Consider the following 16,225-nt stretch of genomic DNA (forward strand, 5'->3'; position numbering starts at 1 on the left):
GAAATGAAAGACGTTACGCTATATACCCAACCTGATTGCCCTCCCTGCAAAATCATGAAAATGTTCTTTGATGATAATAATGTCGTTTACAAAGAAAAGGATATTAAAGCAGATGGACAAGCCCGAAAAGAATTAACGAATAAATATGGCGCCTATTCCACACCAACGGTCGTTATCGATGGGAAAGCCATTGTTGGTTTTGAATTGGACGAAATAAAAAAAGAACTGAATATATAAAAAAAGTCTAGAGAAGGCTATGACCTCCTCTAGACTTCTTCATATATCAGCTTCATATTTTTCAACTTTGAAGAACTTTCCTTATTTCATTTTATCACTTTCATACTTTACATCCATTACCTTCCATCCGTCATTTTCCTTTTTCAAAGTAACTGATTCAACATGTTTTTCCATCGATACCGGTCCGTCCCCAGTGTCCTGGAATTCCTCCTGAACATAAATGACATCACCGTTTTTCCCATATACAATTTCCGTATTCTTGTCGTAACTGAAAAAAGGGATATAATACGGAGCGAAATCTGATCCAAATGCGGTATAACCGCCATCGACTTTCACTACATTCGCTTGGACAAACTTCTTGATAAAATCACCTGTGAAATGTTTAGCCAACTTCCCTTCAATCTCTTCCTTAGTACGTACTTTCTCACTGATCGAACCTTGATTCTCCATGGCATCCTGTACTAAAGATAGTACTTCCTCTCTATGTAAGCCCTCCGCTGAAGCAGTGAACCCTCCACTTAAAAATAAAAGGACACTGGCAAGACATGCAACTAGATATTTCCTCATTACAATCATCTCCTTGTTATAGAATTTCTCCTAATGGTTCTGATTTTTGCCTATGCCTTTCAATACCCGTCAAAATCAAAGCCAAACTAAAAAATCAAATTCTCCGTGATGCCTTGATGCCATTGCCCCTTCACAATAAAAAAGGAGATTTCATGATAATGAAATCTCCTTCTCACAATTATCGAAAAGCATAGTAAAAAATAAAACCGGCAACCAAAATCGTTCCGACGAAAAGGGAAACGAATACCGGGTTCTTTAAATAAGGATGTTCTTTAACTGAATCATCGATAGTCGAATCGTATCCGGCCTTCCCTTTCTGTGCCCTTGCTACAGAATAAGTATAAAAGAGCAGATATAATGCCATGACAGTAACGATTATGATTAGAATCCAGATGTACGTGCTCAAAATATGTCTCCTCCAAGCGCATCATTTCTGCTTATCGTTACACATTTAAAGCGATTATATTCATGAATCGTTTTTATAATAGTGCTTCATTTTCATATAAATAACTATAAGAAAGATCACAGAAAATGTATTCCTTATTATTCAGGGGATATGAAAAGGTCCGTATGGTTTCCCCTGTTTCGATATCACTGTATAAATCGGATAGTATTCCTTTTTTCTCATTGCGCATCTTTACGATATTTTCGAGAAAATAAGGTCTCCAGCTCCAATTTTTATTCATATAACTGGGTTGGACTAACCATTGTCCGTCCTTATGTAGGATATTGGGAGATTTTTGATACCCCTCTTCATCACAAATATAAAGCCGAAAACATACGGAATCCAACTTTTTCGCCAAAATACCGAGAAACTCTTCATGGGAGCCGTTCCGCTTTTGCTGTTTTAAGAAATTTTGCATATTCTCGTTGAATTGCAAAGTCTTTTGATAAACGGCTTCAAGCTTCTTGGTCTCTAAAGAAATGAAGGACTGACATTCTTGATGGAATTTTTCACGAAGTAAATCTTTATTAATGAATTCGCCTTCCGGTTTCGCCAAAAAATACCCTTGATAATATCGTCCCCCATTCTTCCATGCAAAACGAAGCTGGTATTCGGACTCAATGTTCTCAAATAGTAAATTGGCACCGATTTTTCGTGCAAGCATGCTTAGAGAAAACAGGATGACCTGATAGGCATCTCCACCTGAAATGCGAAGCTGGTCCAGGTTAACTTTTAAAATATTCGGAGAAATCTGTGCGATTCGGTCCAATTGCGTATCTTGTCCTAAATGATCTAAAGCTATCTTAATCCCATATGTTTTAAAGTAAGCAAGCACATGCTGCAAAGGATCTAAGTTTTCCGGACTGATCGTGTCTGATAATTCCAGCACGACCCGGTGCATTTCCTCCGGTTGAAAATGACGATGTAAAATCTCCATGAATTCTTCGCCATGATCCAGCATAAGCAAATTAGGATCTCTGTTGATAAAGATAAGAAAATCTTCACCATAGTCTTTTATTCTCTCCAAAGCAATTTCAAGTACGTAATTATCCACTTCCACCCTATACTCTTCCGGCACTGCAGAATCGTGAAAAAAAGGTCCAAGGCTTTTGTATTCCGATTGTTCCTCATAGCGCCCTAGAATTTCATACCCGATTACCTGATGTTGATCTGCACTGAAAATCGGTTGAAAGAATGGTGTCACCCTGTCTAAATTCTTTAATATCTTTTCTGTATCCATGATGCATCTTCCCCCTAATTACGAAAACACCAATATGCCAAAATTATACCATTAGTTTCTTGCATTGATAATAAATAATTTTAATTCCTACTGCATAACTCTTTTTTTCAGAACCACATTCATCCAATCCATTTGAAAAGAAACACATTGAAAAAGCATTGTCCATAAATGGAACAATGCCTTATGTCTTATCAAAAAGGGAAGAACCATGGGATCGTGATCACCATGATAACACCAATGAAGATCTGTATGGATATCCCGATCATGATAAAATCTTTATGCTTGTAATCACCCGCCGTCATGACAAGCGCGTTGGTAGTGGCAACCCTTGGAGTCGATAAGGCCAAACTGCCAGCAACGGCAAGGCATATAAACACAGGAAGGGGATCGATACCTTGATTCACTGCAGATGTCAGTGCAATGGGCGTCATGATTACCGTCGCGGCTCCATACGGGATGAATTGGCTCAGGATCAGTGTCAGGAGGTAAAAGAACGCTAATATGCCGTGTGCCCCGATATTACTGAATAAAACGGCCAGCCAATCACTTATCATCCTCACTCCGCCCGTATTATCCAATGCAGCCGTTATTCCGAACATGGCGGCAATCAAAAGAACAGGTTCCCAGTTAATCTTTTGGTAAGCTTCCTCCATCGAACGGACACAGCCAGTGATCACCATCAACAATGCGGCCGTCAATACCGATAGTACGGCAGGGACGGACTCCATCGATAATAGAATGACCATCAATGCAGTGATTCCCAAGGCAATCCATGCTTTGCCCTTGAAGTTGACCGGAGAGCCATCTTCAGAGGTACTTCCAATAACGATGACATCCTGTAAATCCGAGGAAATCCTCTCAATGTTCTCCCATTCTCCATGTATCAGGATTGCATCCCCCGGTTTAAGGCGTTCCGTTCCAACATCGGCTTGAATATATTCGCCATTCCGATTGATTGCAAGCACATTACATTGGTATTTCTCACGAAAATGCACATCTATCAAGGTTTGATTTTCATAATCCGAGTTCGGGACGATCAATATTTCTGTCAATCCAAATCTACTGCTAAGAAAATGTTTCTTTATTTGTTCGGTATTGAAATGTTTAAACTCCAGTTCATAGTTAAGTGCCAATCTCTCAACTGCTTCTTCTTCACCAAACACCAAAATGATATCCTCAGGATGAAGAACCTCATCCGCCCTTGCCGAAATCGTCAGCTGTCTTTGCAACAGCGGTAATTGCTTATCCTTTGGCTTCCGCTGGATTTCAATCAAAGTCAATTCATACTGAATAGGAAGCTGGAGGTCAGACAGCCTTTCCCCTACAATATCGGAAGTAGCGGGTATATGCAGGTAATGCAATCTGTCATATACTTTGTACATGCCTGCAAGCTCCCCTGCCGAAAGTCCCTTGACACTATTGTTCGCGGCAATCGTCTTCTCGGGAAGCAACAGGCGTCCGAGTGTCAACATGAAGAATAACCCTGCTGCAAAGGCGATCAAGCCCACGGGTGTAAAGTCAAAAAACTCTAATGTCCCTATTCCGTTTTGCCGTAATACATCAGCAACGATCATATTGGAGGGAGTACCTGTCAGTGTTAATAGCCCTCCAATGCTGCTAGCATAGGCAAGTGGCAATAAGTACCTTGTCGGACTTGTTTTTTGTTTTAAGGCCATGCTCATAACGAGCGGAAGCAATATGGAAACAATCCCTGATCCGCTTAAAAAGGCACTTAATATTCCTGCTGTCAGCATGACGATAAGCAGCGATTTCCATTCACTGCCCCCACATAAACCCAACAACTTATTTCCTGCCTTTTCCACGATTCCTGTATTTAACAGGCCGGCACCGACTATAAATAGCCCAGCCAGCATGATGACCACTTGATTCGCAAACCCGGCCACTAGTTCATCCAATGTAAGAATCCCCAGTAAACCTAGAATGGATAGTGCACTAAGTGCAATTAAATCTGCTCGAAATTTCCCTTGTATAAAAAGCGCAATCGCGCATAGAAGTATAATCAGTGTAATAAACATTGGTTCGGTCATCATGTTACCTCCGTATAGATGTTCATTTTCAAACCGGATACGGTTTCATCAAACCCCAGTTTACATGTTTTTCATATGCTCATAGAAGATATTTTCTTCATTTTATGTATATTGTTTGTTAGTATGAGGAAGTAACATTTTTATATTAGATAGGTTGATTAATTTGAATAAACCCATATCCAGAAGAACATTCTTAAAGAAAAGTCTTGGTACATTGGCTACCTTAACCGGTTTAGGTATTGGCGGAAACTATTATGCCCATAATTTGGAACCAAAATGGTTAGAAATCAAGCATAAAATCATCAGCCACCCGCTTATCCCAAAAGGTTTTCATGGCATGAAAATGGTCCAATTCAGTGATACGCATTTAGGCTTTCAATTTCAGCTTAAAGATTTACAAGCAATTGTCAATAAGATAAACCAACTGGACCCTGATGTTATTTTATTTACCGGAGATTTGATGGACCAGCCTAATAAATACAAGGATTACCAGAAAATCCCCGTCGTTTTAAATCAGCTCAAAGCGCCACTTGGAAAATTCAGCATCTACGGTAACCATGATCATGGGGGATATGGCTCAGAAATTTACAGCGATATCATGGAAAAATCCCATTTTACCATGTTGCAAAATACCTCAACTAAGATTACCTTATTAACGGCTGAAGAAATAGTCATTGCCGGGGTTGATGATGCCATGCTAGGAAAACCTGATTTTGAAAAAGCACTTTCTGGCATCCCTGAAGAAGTGTTCACCATTATGCTTTCGCATGCCCCTGACCTTGCCGACACATCAAGGACTTATGACATCCAGTATCAAATAAGCGGTCACAGTCACGGAGGTCAAGTACAAATCCCCTTTGCCGGTGCCCTTGTAACTCCCCCATACGCTGAAAAGTACCGGGAAGGCACGTATGAAATCGATTCATTAACGTTGCATGTAAATAGAGGGCTTGGCACTACCCGTCTCCCATATCGTTTTCTTTCACGTCCGGAGTTGACTGTTTACGAATTCCAACCCGAAAAATGATAGGAAAAGAATACAGGGGAAAACCGCCAGACTTTTTAACAAAACCTGTGCGAATAAAACGACTTGTTGCCATAAATCATGTGTAATGGACTCCTATGAATTATAGCATTAGAAGTATATCTGAGAAAACCAGGTTTTTTTTACCAGTACCAAATGGTAGTTGCCATAAAGGTTATACCATAATTAAATAACCGCACAGGAAAGTTCCGATACACCCTAAAACAGACACCGATATATAGATAAGGCTATCTATATATCGGTGTTTCCTAATAAGTTCAAGTGTTTCCATACTGAATGTTGAAAAGGTCGTAAAAGCACCCAGGAAACCTATTGTCAGAAAAACCTGCAAAGATAAAGCCCAGCTTTCTTTCTGTGGCAGCGCCATTCCGAGCCCAAAGGAACCTATAAGGTTAATCAGTAAAATGCTAATGGGTATCGAGACGGCTGGCAATAGCCTATTAAAAATAATCTGCAAGACATATCTTGAGGCCGCTCCAAAAAAGCCTCCTATAAAAACTGAAAGAACCTCAATCAAAGGGACTCACCTCCCCGTCTATTAAAAAGGCCCAGTCCGAAGAAACCAGCAACCAAACCAAAAAAAAGCGTGGCACCAATATACAGTCCCGCCAATGCCAGAGAAGTCTGCAGTAGATTCACCACTTCTTGGGAAAATGTGGACATCGTGGTGAAACCGCCGCAAAACCCGCTGCCCAGTGCTAAAAAAACAAGCGATTTCTTTTTCGAGGCGAAATAGCCATTGATCATTCCAAGTAAAAAGCTGCCTACTATATTTATTAAGAGGGTTCCAAACGGGAAGAAGGTATGGCCAGCAGTCAAGATTACACAATAACGCAATATCGCTCCAGCCGCTCCTCCAAAACCGACTGCAAAAATGCCTTTAAACCGATCCATTAAGGTCCCCCCAAATTTTTCTCATAAGTAGATTCATTATAACAGATTAAGATGAAACAGGCTCTTTTCTTAAAAAAATCCATACTATGTAAAGAATTTGAGAAAAGGAGGCTAATTATGCAAACACAGTATTTTCCTTACTACCATTATCCGCAGACCATAATGCTACAGAACGATTACAGAAATGCATATGGGAATGAATATGGACCTGAATATTTGAATGACGAGCGCTTCTTTCCTTTCTTTCCGCTATTGGCGCCTGTAGCTTTTGTTGCAGGATTGGCAATTGGACCGTTGCTTTTCAATAACCGTCCACCTGTCTATCCTCCATATCCTCCATATCTTCCTCCATACCCGCCCGCTTACCCTCCTTACCCCGCTTATCCTGCGTACCCTGCTTATCAAGGGTTTCAGGGTTACCAACAACAACAATTCGGCGCACAGGCTGGGGTATCTGAAAATATCAATATATACACTCAATAAAGGTTGGACAGAAGGCGACATAAACGCCTTCTTTTTCTTGAACCAAAAGGCGTCCGATTGAATTTTACTTCCCTATATATTTTGAAGTGGTATAATATGAAAATGAATAGATGGTAAAGTGTTGGGAAATGATGGTCATACCCTAGAGATGTACATGCAGTATTTTTTCACTATTTTCTGCCTGGTTACACACACGTCTCTATTTCAACCAACTGAAGGAAGTCTGTTTGTAACGTCCTTCTAACCTCATTAAGAAAAGGAGTTTCCATAATGAACCAAACGAAAGGACATTCTGAAAGGGATGAGTTTTCGATAAACTCCCTTGCCCAAGCCGTGTTTATTGTCAATAAACACGCAAAGACTGCATTGGAGCCCAAGAATTTATATAATTTAAAACGGCTCGCATTAAGCAAGCTTATGCAAGAAGGAAAAGCGAAGAAGATTGGACTTCATTTCTCTGATAACCCTCGCTTTGCAGCACAACAATCCGACGTTATTGTCGAATGCGGATCATATATTTTTCATTTACCTCCCACCAAGGAAGATCTGAAAAAACTACCCCACCTCGGCAGCCGGGCAGCCTCCATACGGAATCCCAAAGCCGCGTTGTCATTATCCAAGGCAAAACAGATCCTGCAATCTTACGTTGGACAAGCAGGTGAAAAACAACCGAACCCTAACAACACCGAAAAAAGGGCTCACGGGCGTGGGTCGGTCAAGCAACCTTTTCACAATCCATTCCCATCCTCCTTTTTAGGAAAAGGTTCCAAGTATTGATTATTGATAAACCAAACGGGCCGTGAGGTAACGCCTCATCGGCCCGTTTTCACATTCATAATACCAATCTGTCTATCAACTTTATAAGCTCTGCAATTTCAGGCTTGCTGATTTGTGCGTCAGCCCCTACGACCTGACCTTTATGACGAAGGCTGTCAGTAATCAAAGAAGAGAAAATAATCACCGGCAACCCAGCGAGTTCCCCGTTTTCCTTTATTCTTCTAGTCAAATGATGTCCATCCATTTGAGGCATCTCAATATCGGTAATCACAAGATGCACTTCATGTTCAACCACTTTTCCTGATTCAATTAAATTCTCCAGATAATTAAATGCATCAAGTCCATTTTCATAAAACTCCAAGTACTTGAATCCAGCTTCTGACAATGTATCAAAAAGCAGCTTTCTCAGTAATGGAGAATCTTCTGCAATCAGGATTCTCTTGTCTGAATTTTGCCGGGTACCAAGCTTTTTAACTCGTTGGATGTTTATTCCTGATTCTGGATTGATTTCGACCACTATCCTTTCAAAATCAAGTAACAGTAACATTTCACTATTTAATTTTATTACTCCGATAATCTGACTTTCAAGGCCTTGATACATATCCGAAGGCTTTTCGATTTGCGACCAGGAAATTCGGTGGATCTGTGTTACGGTATGGACATGGAAAACCACTTTTTGCTGATTGAATTCAGCCACTATGAATTTATCCTGCTCAGGAGTTTCAGATGGCGGAAATCCTAAAGCATCGCCACATTCACAACTGGCAGGACTTCTCCACGAAGCTCAATGATCCCCTCCACATTTGGATGGGAATGAGGGACAAGCGTGATGGAGACAGGATTAATGATTTCCTTCACCTTGATTACGTTAATGCCGAATTTATTCTTTCCGAGACCGAATTCCACTATCTCAAGCTCATTCGTTCCACTTTCCAATAATATTCCTTTATTTGCTTCCATTGTTTCATCTCGCCCTTCTCTTACTTTTTCATTTCATAATACCACGAAAAATTTCATGGTTTTATCAATGAACTCATACCTAATAATTCGGTTAAATATTTCTTTTGTTTAGAGCACAGATAAAAAAAGGATCAAGAAGTGATTATCTATTGAAGCCAAACTAAAAAGGGACCCATTAGAGTCCCCCTTTTTCCTAGTTCATTTTTCACCACTGCCATTCCGCCCATCATATCGATAAGTAAAGGGCCTGTCTCTTCGACATAACCCCCTCATATAACCGACATGGGTATAAAAGCAGACCTGATATAGGCTGATCGCAAAATAACGCCCTGCAGCCCTTCCAAACCCTATTCGCATTTAGAGGAAAGCAACAAAGAATATCAAATAAAGCTTATATGCATGTGGAAAAGTGAAATGATGATGGTCGCCCCGATTAAAACGAATAAATCATTCGTTTTCCCGCAATTTCCATCGTCGCTCCATTCAAAAAAATACTCATAAAAATTACCCCAGCGATGTCCGCAAACAAAATCCAGCATACTCCCCAATTTCTCAACTGAAACTTAGTAGCAGGCCAATTGGGTCATTTCATCTTTTTCGCGACCTATTCTTTGGATTGAGCCAACCTTTTTTAACGAAGAATAAAAACATCATCAAGGCAATTCCGCCCATCATTCCAAGAATGAGGAAATAGCCATAATGCCAATTTAATTCCGGCATATATTCAAAATTCATCCCATATACGCCCACTATAAAGGTCAGCGGCATGAAAATGGTAGTGATGACAGTCAATGTCATCATCGTTGAATTCATATTATTAGAGTTCACAGACAAATAACTATCACGGATATCGGACGAAAAATCTCGATAGGATTCAAGCATTTCAGTCAATTTAAGAAGATGATCGTACACATCATTAAAATAAAGGTGCTGATCTTTCAAGTAATTCAGTCGCTCCGATGAAATCATTCTGTACAATAAATCCCGCATCGGCAATATGGTCCGACGGAGCCTGGACATATCTGTACGTAAATCGAAAAGCTGATCCATCAATTCGTTAATCGTGTCATTTTCAGTATTTTCCTCAATGCTACCCAATTCGCTTTCAATTTTATAAACAGGTGGGAAGAATTCATCGACGATCCTGTCAATTATCCTATGCATCAAGAAAAAGGGACTTTGCTTTAACATTTTATTACCAGAAATTTCTTCCCGTACCTTTTCCAGTTCAAGCATATCTTCCTTATGAAAACTGACTATCCATTTTTCACCAACAAACATATCCAATTCCACCGCTTTAAATATCTTCTCCCTTAGAGCATGAATCACAAGAAATTGGTAACCCTCATAAAAATCCATTTTGGGACGTTGATTAAAATCATCCAGGCAGTCTTCAATTGCCAGCGGGTGAAAGTGAAAATGATTGGATAAAAGTTCGATTTCCTTTTTTGTGGGGTTGGAAAAATCCACCCAGAACCACTCGATATCCGGATTATTCAATTCCGTTAGCGGTAAATCAAAACTGATTTCTTGATTAGAAGTAATTGCGCAAGTCCTTATCAAATGTATCAACCCTCAAAATTTTCTTATCTTATATTATACCTTTAATTCATTAATCTCAAAAAGTTTTCTCCCCCATCCAAACTAAATGATAAAATAGAATGAATGAGTCAAACATAGTACATAATTCATGTAGTTAGAAAAGGGAGGATATTCATAGATGGAACATTTAATAAACCCTCTAGTAAAAGACGTTCAAATATCAGGAATCCGTAAATTCTACAATATGGTCGCTGATATCGAAGATACCATTTCCTTAACGATTGGACAGCCTGACTTTCCAACTCCAATGCATATTAAAGAAGCGGCAAAACAAGCCATCGATAATGACTATACCGTTTATACTCACAATGCCGGTTATCTGGAATTAAGGGAAGCCGCTTCAAAATATGTAAAGGATAAATACAAGCTTAGCTATGATCCGGCGAATGAAGTCCTAGTGACTTCTGGTGCCAGCGAAGGCATAGACATTACCTTTCGGACGATTCTCATCCCAGGGAACGAAGTAATATTACCTGGTCCGGTATATCCGGGATATGAACCCATCATTAAGATGTGCGGTGCAACACCTGTTTATGCCGATACAACAAAAAATGGATTTCGTTTGACTGCAGATATCATTGAAAAGTACATAACTGCTCATACACGGTGCATCGTTCTGCCCTATCCATCGAATCCGACCGGGGTTACATTATCTGCCGAAGAATTATTGGACATTGCCGAACTTGTAAGGGGCAAGGACATATTCATATTGGCTGATGAGATATACAGTGAACTGGTATTCGATCAGAAGCATGTTTCGATTGCCACTTTCTTAAAAGAACAAACCATCGTCCTGAACGGATTGTCCAAGTCCCATTCCATGACCGGGTGGAGGATTGGCCTTCTGTTTGCGCCTGTAGCCATCTCTCAGCATATCCTGAAGGTTCATCAATACAATGTAACTTGTGCCGCCTCCATATCGCAGAGAGCAGCCTTGGCAGCATTGACGGCAGGCAGAGATGATGCCATTCCCATGAAGACTGAGTATGCCCGGAGACGGGAATACGTATACAGTCGCTTACAAGCGATGGAACTGGAAATAGTCAAACCAAATGGTGCCTTTTACTTCTTTATAAAACTGCCTGAAGGCTATGCCTCTTCCCTTGATTTTTGCCTCAAGCTTGTTCAACAGGAAAAAGTGGCAGTGGTCCCTGGAGATGCCTTCTCTCCCCTTGGCGAAGGATACTTCAGGATATCCTATGCCTATTCCATGGAAACCCTTGAAAAGGCTTTGGACCGTATTGAAGCTTTTTTAGCTAAAAAGTAACCTACAAAAAAGTGGCCTTCAATTGAATGAACAATTGAAGGCCACTTTCCTATTTTTCAAAGATGTCAGGCTACCGAAGGTTTTTCACCAAGCCGGTCAACTAATACAATCTCCGTAAAAAACGAATTTCCCGATATCCTTCTTCCTTATTTGTCGTGGTAAGGCTCACTTCAACGATGGACCCAAGTAAATCAGCCATTACTTCTTCAAATTCCTTTGCGGAGCGCGGCTTTGAAAAACCTAAACTCTTCAATTCGCGCATTAGGATCTGAAAACCGGCATTCGTTTCGATATGACTGAATTTCACTGGCAAGATTAGCGGACTTTCATTCATTAATTTCAGATCCCAACGAATGGGCTTTGTTTGATGAATGGTTTTTTCTCGTTTAAAGCCTTCAATCCTTACAATATATCGACCATCTTCTAATTCCTGGAATTTCATATTGATATCATCGAATTCGCCCATAGCTTTCACTCCTTTTTGTAAAGGCTGTCGCTATCAGCTTATTCATGATAAAGAAATGCTAGCACTTAATTATAATGTTTATATAATGCCTGTGTACCGCTATTTTCCTCGCCAGCTTCTGCCAGCCCCTCATATAGGGATTTGCTTAGGCTTAATCCAGGAGCTTCCATTCCCATTCTTTCCGCTTCATCAAGTGCAATCTTCATATCCTTGATAAAATGCTTGATATAAAAACCAGGTTCAAAATCCCCTTCAACCATCCGCGGCACTAGATTGGACAGTGACCAGCTTCCGGCGGAACCCGATGATATGCTTCTTAATACCCGTTCCGGATCCAACCCCGCCTTTTTGGCATAGGAAATCGCTTCAGTCACTCCGATCATATTAGATGCAATGGCGATTTGATTGCACATTTTCGTATGCTGTCCTGAGCCAGCCGGACCTTGATGGACAACATTGCTGCCAATGATATCAAAAATGGGCCGAACCGCTTCAAATGCCTCACTAGACCCGCCGACCATGATCGTAAGCTTTGCATCACGGGCACCGATATCTCCTCCGGAAACCGGTGCATCCAATGATTCCATGCCTCTTTTCTTGGCTTCCTCCGCTATTTTCACTGCCAAAGACGGAGTGGAGGTCGTCATATCGATTAAATGGGTTCCTTGTTTCCCGTTCTCGATAAGCCCATTTTCCCCAAGATAGATTTCTTCCACATCACTAGGGTATCCTACCATGGAAATGATCACATTAGCTTTCTGCGCAATTTCCTTTGGTGCAAATGCCCACTTCGCACCCTTTGAAAGCAGTTCACTTGCCTTATCTTTCGTCCTTGTATAAACAAATACCTCAAATCCCGCCTTAAGTAAATTTGCGGCCATGCTTTTTCCCATAACTCCTAAACCTATGAAGCCGATCACTTTGTTCGATTGCATCACTGTAGATTCCTCCCAATCATTTTATTTCAAAAATCCTTAAATGGACTTTATCATTCCTCCGTCAACTAAATAGGACTGTCCCGTTAAATATGTATTGGCACCTGAAACAAGGAAAGTAACGAACTTTGCAAATTCCTCGGGTTCCCCATAGCGGCCAAGAGGGATTTTGTTAATGGATTGTTCAGTCATCTCCTCAGAAGTGACGCCTTGTTTCTCTGCATTCATTTTATCAAGGTGCTGAACGCGGTCCGTTGCGATTCTTCCTGGTCCAACTGTATTGATCAATATCCGGTCTGGTGCTAATTCTGAAGCTAACGACTTTGACAATCCAACGATTGCAGTCCGGAATGTATTCGATAAAATCAATCCTGGAATCGGTTCCTTAATGGATGAAGAAGCAATATTAACGATTTTCCCGCCCTGTTTTTTTAAATGTGGCAAGCTCTCACGTATCGTCCTTATGAAGCTTAGTAAATTAAGTTCGAAAGATTGTTGCCATTCTTCATCATTGAAATCTGTAAATGAACCCCCGGGAGGACCTCCGGCGTTATTAATAAGAATATCGATACCTCCGAACTCTTCAGCAGTTTGCCTAACCAAGCTTTTAATATCTTCAGCTTTTGTTATATCCGTTACCATATAAGCAACTTTACCCGCCCCAAGCTGTGATATTTCCCTTTGCACGGCGGCAAGCTTTTCTCCATCACGGCTGGCTAGCATGACATTTGCTCCTTCTTTAACCAATTCAGCTGCCATAGCCTTCCCCAAACCTTGACTTGAAGCTAAGATCAAAGCATTTTTTTTTCCTAAATGTAATTCCATATTTTATCATGACCTCCATTTTCTCAAATTTATAATTCCATTATATCGCCATATTCGAAAAGTGAAAAATCTGAATAATCATTTTGTTATTTTTTATATCCAGCGGTCACAAAAAAAATTGCCGGTTGGATAACCCAACCGGCGTCAAAGGGGGAAATGAGAATGTCAGCTGCCCTAATAGAGCTAAACAACTGTGCTTGCTTTTTATTTACCCCCATTTTGGTGCAATAAACATTTTTTCTTAATGTTCAAGCAAAAATTACAGGAAAGCACCCCATCCGAAGATTCTGTGGATGGGGTGCCATTTTTCCTCATTTATTTATTTCTTCAAAGCGTTAATTACCGCTTCTTTCACATTATCATTCGTATCCAACTCTAAAACTTCCTGAGATAGTTTTTTCATCTCTTCAAGCGAAAGTTGGCTAATTAAAGAACGTGCTTTTAAAATCGAAGTGGCACTCATTGAGAATTCATCAAGACCCAATCCGATCAAAATCGGTATGGCAACTTCATCTCCAGCCATTTCCCCGCACATCCCGGCCCATTTCCCTTCTTTATGAGCTGCATCTATGACCATTTTAACCAGGCGTAAAATCGCTGGATTATATGGTTGATATAAATAAGATACTCTCTCATTCATTCGGTCAGCGGCCATCGTATACTGAATCAAGTCGTTAGTGCCTATGCTGAAGAAATCAACTTCCTTAGCAAATATATCAGCCATCACTGCAGTTGAAGGGATTTCAACCATAATTCCGACTTCAATTTTTTCGGCAACTTGGATGCCATTATCAAGCAATTCCTGCCTAACTTCAGCCAAGACGGCTTTAGCCTCGCGGAATTCAGCTAGTGTGGCGATCATTGGGAACATGATTTTCAAATCCCCATAAATGCTTGCGCGAAGCAGGGCACGGAGCTGAGTCCGGAAAATCTCCTGCTCATTTAAGCAAAGGCGAATCGCACGGTATCCAAGGAAAGGATTCATTTCCTTAGGAAGCTCTAAATAAGGCAACTCCTTGTCTCCGCCTATGTCAAGCGTTCTGACGACTACAGGCTTACCTGACATACCTTCCAGCACCGCTTTGTATGCCTCGAACTGCTCTTCTTCACTTGGAAAGTCATTTCTGCCCATATAAAGAAATTCCGTACGATATAACCCGATGCCTTCACCGCCATTTTGATGAACGCCATCCAAATCTTTTGGAGTACCAATATTTGCAGCCAATTCCACATGATGGCCATCATTTGTAACGGTTTGTTCATGAACCAGTTTAGCCCACTCAGCCTTTTGCATGGCATAGGCTTCCTGCTCTTCTTCGTAGCGTTTCACGAGTTCAGGAGTAGGATTTATGTGCACTTCACCCTTTAGCCCGTCAATAATGACCAAGTCACCATTTTCAATGGACGAGGTCACTGATTTTGCTCCAACTACTGCTGGAATTTCCAATGAACGTGCCATTATGGCTGAATGGGATGTACGTCCACCGATATCGGTCGTAAATCCTTTGACGTATGCCGGATTCAACTGTGCTGTATCGGATGGAGTCAAATCCTCCGCAATGATGATCACTTCTTCAGCAATCATGCTTGGATTTGGAATATGAACACCTAAAAGATGCGACAGTACCCGCTTCGTGACGTCACGGATATCCGCTGCCCGTTCCTTCATGTATTCATTATCCATTTGTTCAAACATCGTAATGAACATGCTTGCGGTTTCATTTAAGGAAAACTCAGCGTTGACGCTTTCTGATTGTATTTTATCCTGAATGGGATTTATAAGTTCCGGATCAGCCAAAACAAGCAGGTGTGCGTCAAAGATAGCGGCTTTATCGGCCCCTAAATCCTTTTCGGCTTTATCCCTGATTATCTCCAATTCATTTGTTGACTTTTGAATAGCTTCCTTAAAACGGGATATTTCCGCCCCGACATCTTCTATGCTTCTTTTTTCAATCGATAAATCTGGCTCTGTCAGTCGATAGGCTTTAGCGATGGCTATTCCGTTTGAAGCTGCTATTCCACTAATCAAAGTGGACATTATTCTGCTAATCCTTCTCTGTTCAACGTTTCAGCAAGTGTATTTAGTGCATCATTTTCATCGCTTCCTTCAGCAGAAATCGTAATCTCCGCACCTTGGCCAATACCCAGTGACATTACACCCATAATGGACTTAAGGTTCACTTTTTTCTCTTTATAAGAAAGGTTTATTTCTGAATCGAATTTTCCTGCAGCTTGTACAAGCAATGTAGCCGGACGAGCGTGAATTCCTGTTTCTGCAGTTACTGTAAATGTTTTTTCTACCATATAAATCAATCTCCTTTAAGATAAATTAACAAAAATAGGTTATGTAAGGGGGTTTCTCTATCCACTCAGGAAAGAAATGAAAAAAAGAAATGTCCTTTTCCTTATCAGGATAGCACTATCATTCCCAACA

Annotated in this window: 17 protein-coding genes and 1 pseudogene; 5 read left to right on the top strand and 13 right to left on the bottom strand. The window is 40.7% G+C overall.

Annotation, left to right across the window (positions count from 1 at the left end; all coding sequences use genetic code 11):
• Positions 1-3: 3 nt before the first annotated feature.
• Positions 4-237, top strand: a complete 234-nt coding sequence (locus ACFX4I_RS00180; protein ID WP_076366808.1) for a glutaredoxin family protein — start codon at positions 4-6, stop codon at positions 235-237.
• Between the two features lie 81 nt (positions 238-318).
• On the opposite strand, the gene ACFX4I_RS00185 is transcribed toward ACFX4I_RS00180, so the two are convergent.
• The 4 genes from ACFX4I_RS00185 to ACFX4I_RS00200 all read right to left on the bottom strand — a co-directional run bounded on the left by ACFX4I_RS00185 (position 319) and on the right by ACFX4I_RS00200 (position 4,537).
• Positions 319-804 (bottom strand): DUF3993 domain-containing protein, encoded by a 486-nt coding sequence (locus ACFX4I_RS00185; RefSeq protein WP_377418248.1) that lies wholly within the window; start codon positions 802-804, stop codon positions 319-321.
• A gap of 178 nt (positions 805-982) precedes the next feature.
• The gene (locus ACFX4I_RS00190; protein WP_230302779.1) at positions 983-1,210 is read right to left on the bottom strand and encodes a hypothetical protein; all 228 of its coding nucleotides are present in this window, start codon (positions 1,208-1,210) and stop codon (positions 983-985) included.
• 73 nt (positions 1,211-1,283) lie between these two features.
• On the bottom strand, positions 1,284-2,489 hold the full coding sequence (locus ACFX4I_RS00195) for an EAL domain-containing protein (protein ID WP_230302780.1): 1,206 nt from the start codon (positions 2,487-2,489) through the stop codon (positions 1,284-1,286).
• Between the two features lie 191 nt (positions 2,490-2,680).
• Positions 2,681-4,537, bottom strand: coding sequence for an SLC13 family permease (locus ACFX4I_RS00200; protein WP_377418253.1), 1,857 nt, complete (start codon positions 4,535-4,537; stop codon positions 2,681-2,683).
• Between the two features lie 163 nt (positions 4,538-4,700).
• On the opposite strand from ACFX4I_RS00200, the gene ACFX4I_RS00205 reads away from it, so the two are divergent.
• On the top strand, positions 4,701-5,564 hold the full coding sequence (locus ACFX4I_RS00205) for a metallophosphoesterase (RefSeq protein WP_230302782.1): 864 nt from the start codon (positions 4,701-4,703) through the stop codon (positions 5,562-5,564).
• A 172-nt stretch (positions 5,565-5,736) separates the two neighbouring features.
• On the opposite strand, the gene crcB is transcribed toward ACFX4I_RS00205, so the two are convergent.
• On the bottom strand, positions 5,737-6,099 hold the full coding sequence (gene crcB / locus ACFX4I_RS00210; RefSeq protein ID WP_355483150.1) for a fluoride efflux transporter CrcB: 363 nt from the start codon (positions 6,097-6,099) through the stop codon (positions 5,737-5,739).
• Positions 6,096-6,476 carry a fluoride efflux transporter FluC gene (locus ACFX4I_RS00215; protein ID WP_377418256.1) on the bottom strand — a complete coding sequence of 127 codons (381 nt, stop codon included), beginning with the start codon at positions 6,474-6,476 and terminating at the stop codon, positions 6,096-6,098. Before ACFX4I_RS00215 ends, crcB begins: the two co-directional genes overlap by 4 nt.
• Positions 6,477-6,593: 117 nt before the next feature.
• On the opposite strand from ACFX4I_RS00215, the gene ACFX4I_RS00220 reads away from it, so the two are divergent.
• On the top strand, positions 6,594-6,959 hold the full coding sequence (locus tag ACFX4I_RS00220; RefSeq protein ID WP_283932742.1) for a hypothetical protein: 366 nt from the start codon (positions 6,594-6,596) through the stop codon (positions 6,957-6,959).
• Between the two features lie 270 nt (positions 6,960-7,229).
• Positions 7,230-7,736, top strand: coding sequence for a YkyB family protein (locus ACFX4I_RS00225; protein ID WP_230304264.1), 507 nt, complete (start codon positions 7,230-7,232; stop codon positions 7,734-7,736).
• A gap of 55 nt (positions 7,737-7,791) precedes the next feature.
• On the opposite strand, the pseudogene ACFX4I_RS00230 reads toward ACFX4I_RS00225, so the two are convergent.
• Together ACFX4I_RS00230 and corA are read right to left on the bottom strand one after the other, a co-directional pair.
• Positions 7,792-8,696: pseudogene (locus ACFX4I_RS00230) on the bottom strand (chemotaxis protein).
• A 588-nt stretch (positions 8,697-9,284) separates the two neighbouring features.
• The gene (gene corA, locus ACFX4I_RS00235; protein ID WP_377418261.1) at positions 9,285-10,259 is read right to left on the bottom strand and encodes a magnesium/cobalt transporter CorA; all 975 of its coding nucleotides are present in this window, start codon (positions 10,257-10,259) and stop codon (positions 9,285-9,287) included.
• Between the two features lie 157 nt (positions 10,260-10,416).
• Between corA and ACFX4I_RS00240 the strand changes: the two genes are divergently transcribed.
• Positions 10,417-11,565: an aminotransferase A gene (locus ACFX4I_RS00240; protein WP_377418264.1), complete on the top strand. Its 1,149-nt coding sequence runs from the start codon at positions 10,417-10,419 to the stop codon at positions 11,563-11,565.
• 100 nt (positions 11,566-11,665) lie between these two features.
• Here ACFX4I_RS00240 and ACFX4I_RS00245 read toward each other — a convergent pair whose 3' ends face one another.
• From ACFX4I_RS00245 to ACFX4I_RS00265, 5 genes are all read right to left on the bottom strand, one after another.
• On the bottom strand, positions 11,666-12,031 hold the full coding sequence (locus ACFX4I_RS00245; protein ID WP_034314117.1) for a hypothetical protein: 366 nt from the start codon (positions 12,029-12,031) through the stop codon (positions 11,666-11,668).
• A 65-nt stretch (positions 12,032-12,096) separates the two neighbouring features.
• Positions 12,097-12,966: an NAD(P)-dependent oxidoreductase gene (locus ACFX4I_RS00250; RefSeq protein WP_230303534.1), complete on the bottom strand. Its 870-nt coding sequence runs from the start codon at positions 12,964-12,966 to the stop codon at positions 12,097-12,099.
• 39 nt (positions 12,967-13,005) lie between these two features.
• Positions 13,006-13,791 (bottom strand): SDR family oxidoreductase, encoded by a 786-nt coding sequence (locus tag ACFX4I_RS00255; RefSeq protein WP_377418267.1) that lies wholly within the window; start codon positions 13,789-13,791, stop codon positions 13,006-13,008.
• A 319-nt stretch (positions 13,792-14,110) separates the two neighbouring features.
• Positions 14,111-15,829 (bottom strand): phosphoenolpyruvate--protein phosphotransferase, encoded by a 1,719-nt coding sequence (gene ptsP / locus ACFX4I_RS00260; RefSeq protein WP_377418270.1) that lies wholly within the window; start codon positions 15,827-15,829, stop codon positions 14,111-14,113.
• On the bottom strand, positions 15,829-16,095 hold the full coding sequence (locus tag ACFX4I_RS00265) for a phosphocarrier protein HPr (RefSeq protein ID WP_076366836.1): 267 nt from the start codon (positions 16,093-16,095) through the stop codon (positions 15,829-15,831). The genes ptsP and ACFX4I_RS00265 overlap by 1 nt, the downstream gene beginning before the upstream one ends.
• Positions 16,096-16,225 lie beyond the last annotated feature (130 nt).

This window comes from Peribacillus sp. YIM B13472 (assembly GCF_042788005.1).
Lineage (GTDB): Bacteria > Bacillota > Bacilli > Bacillales > DSM-1321 > Peribacillus > Peribacillus simplex_E.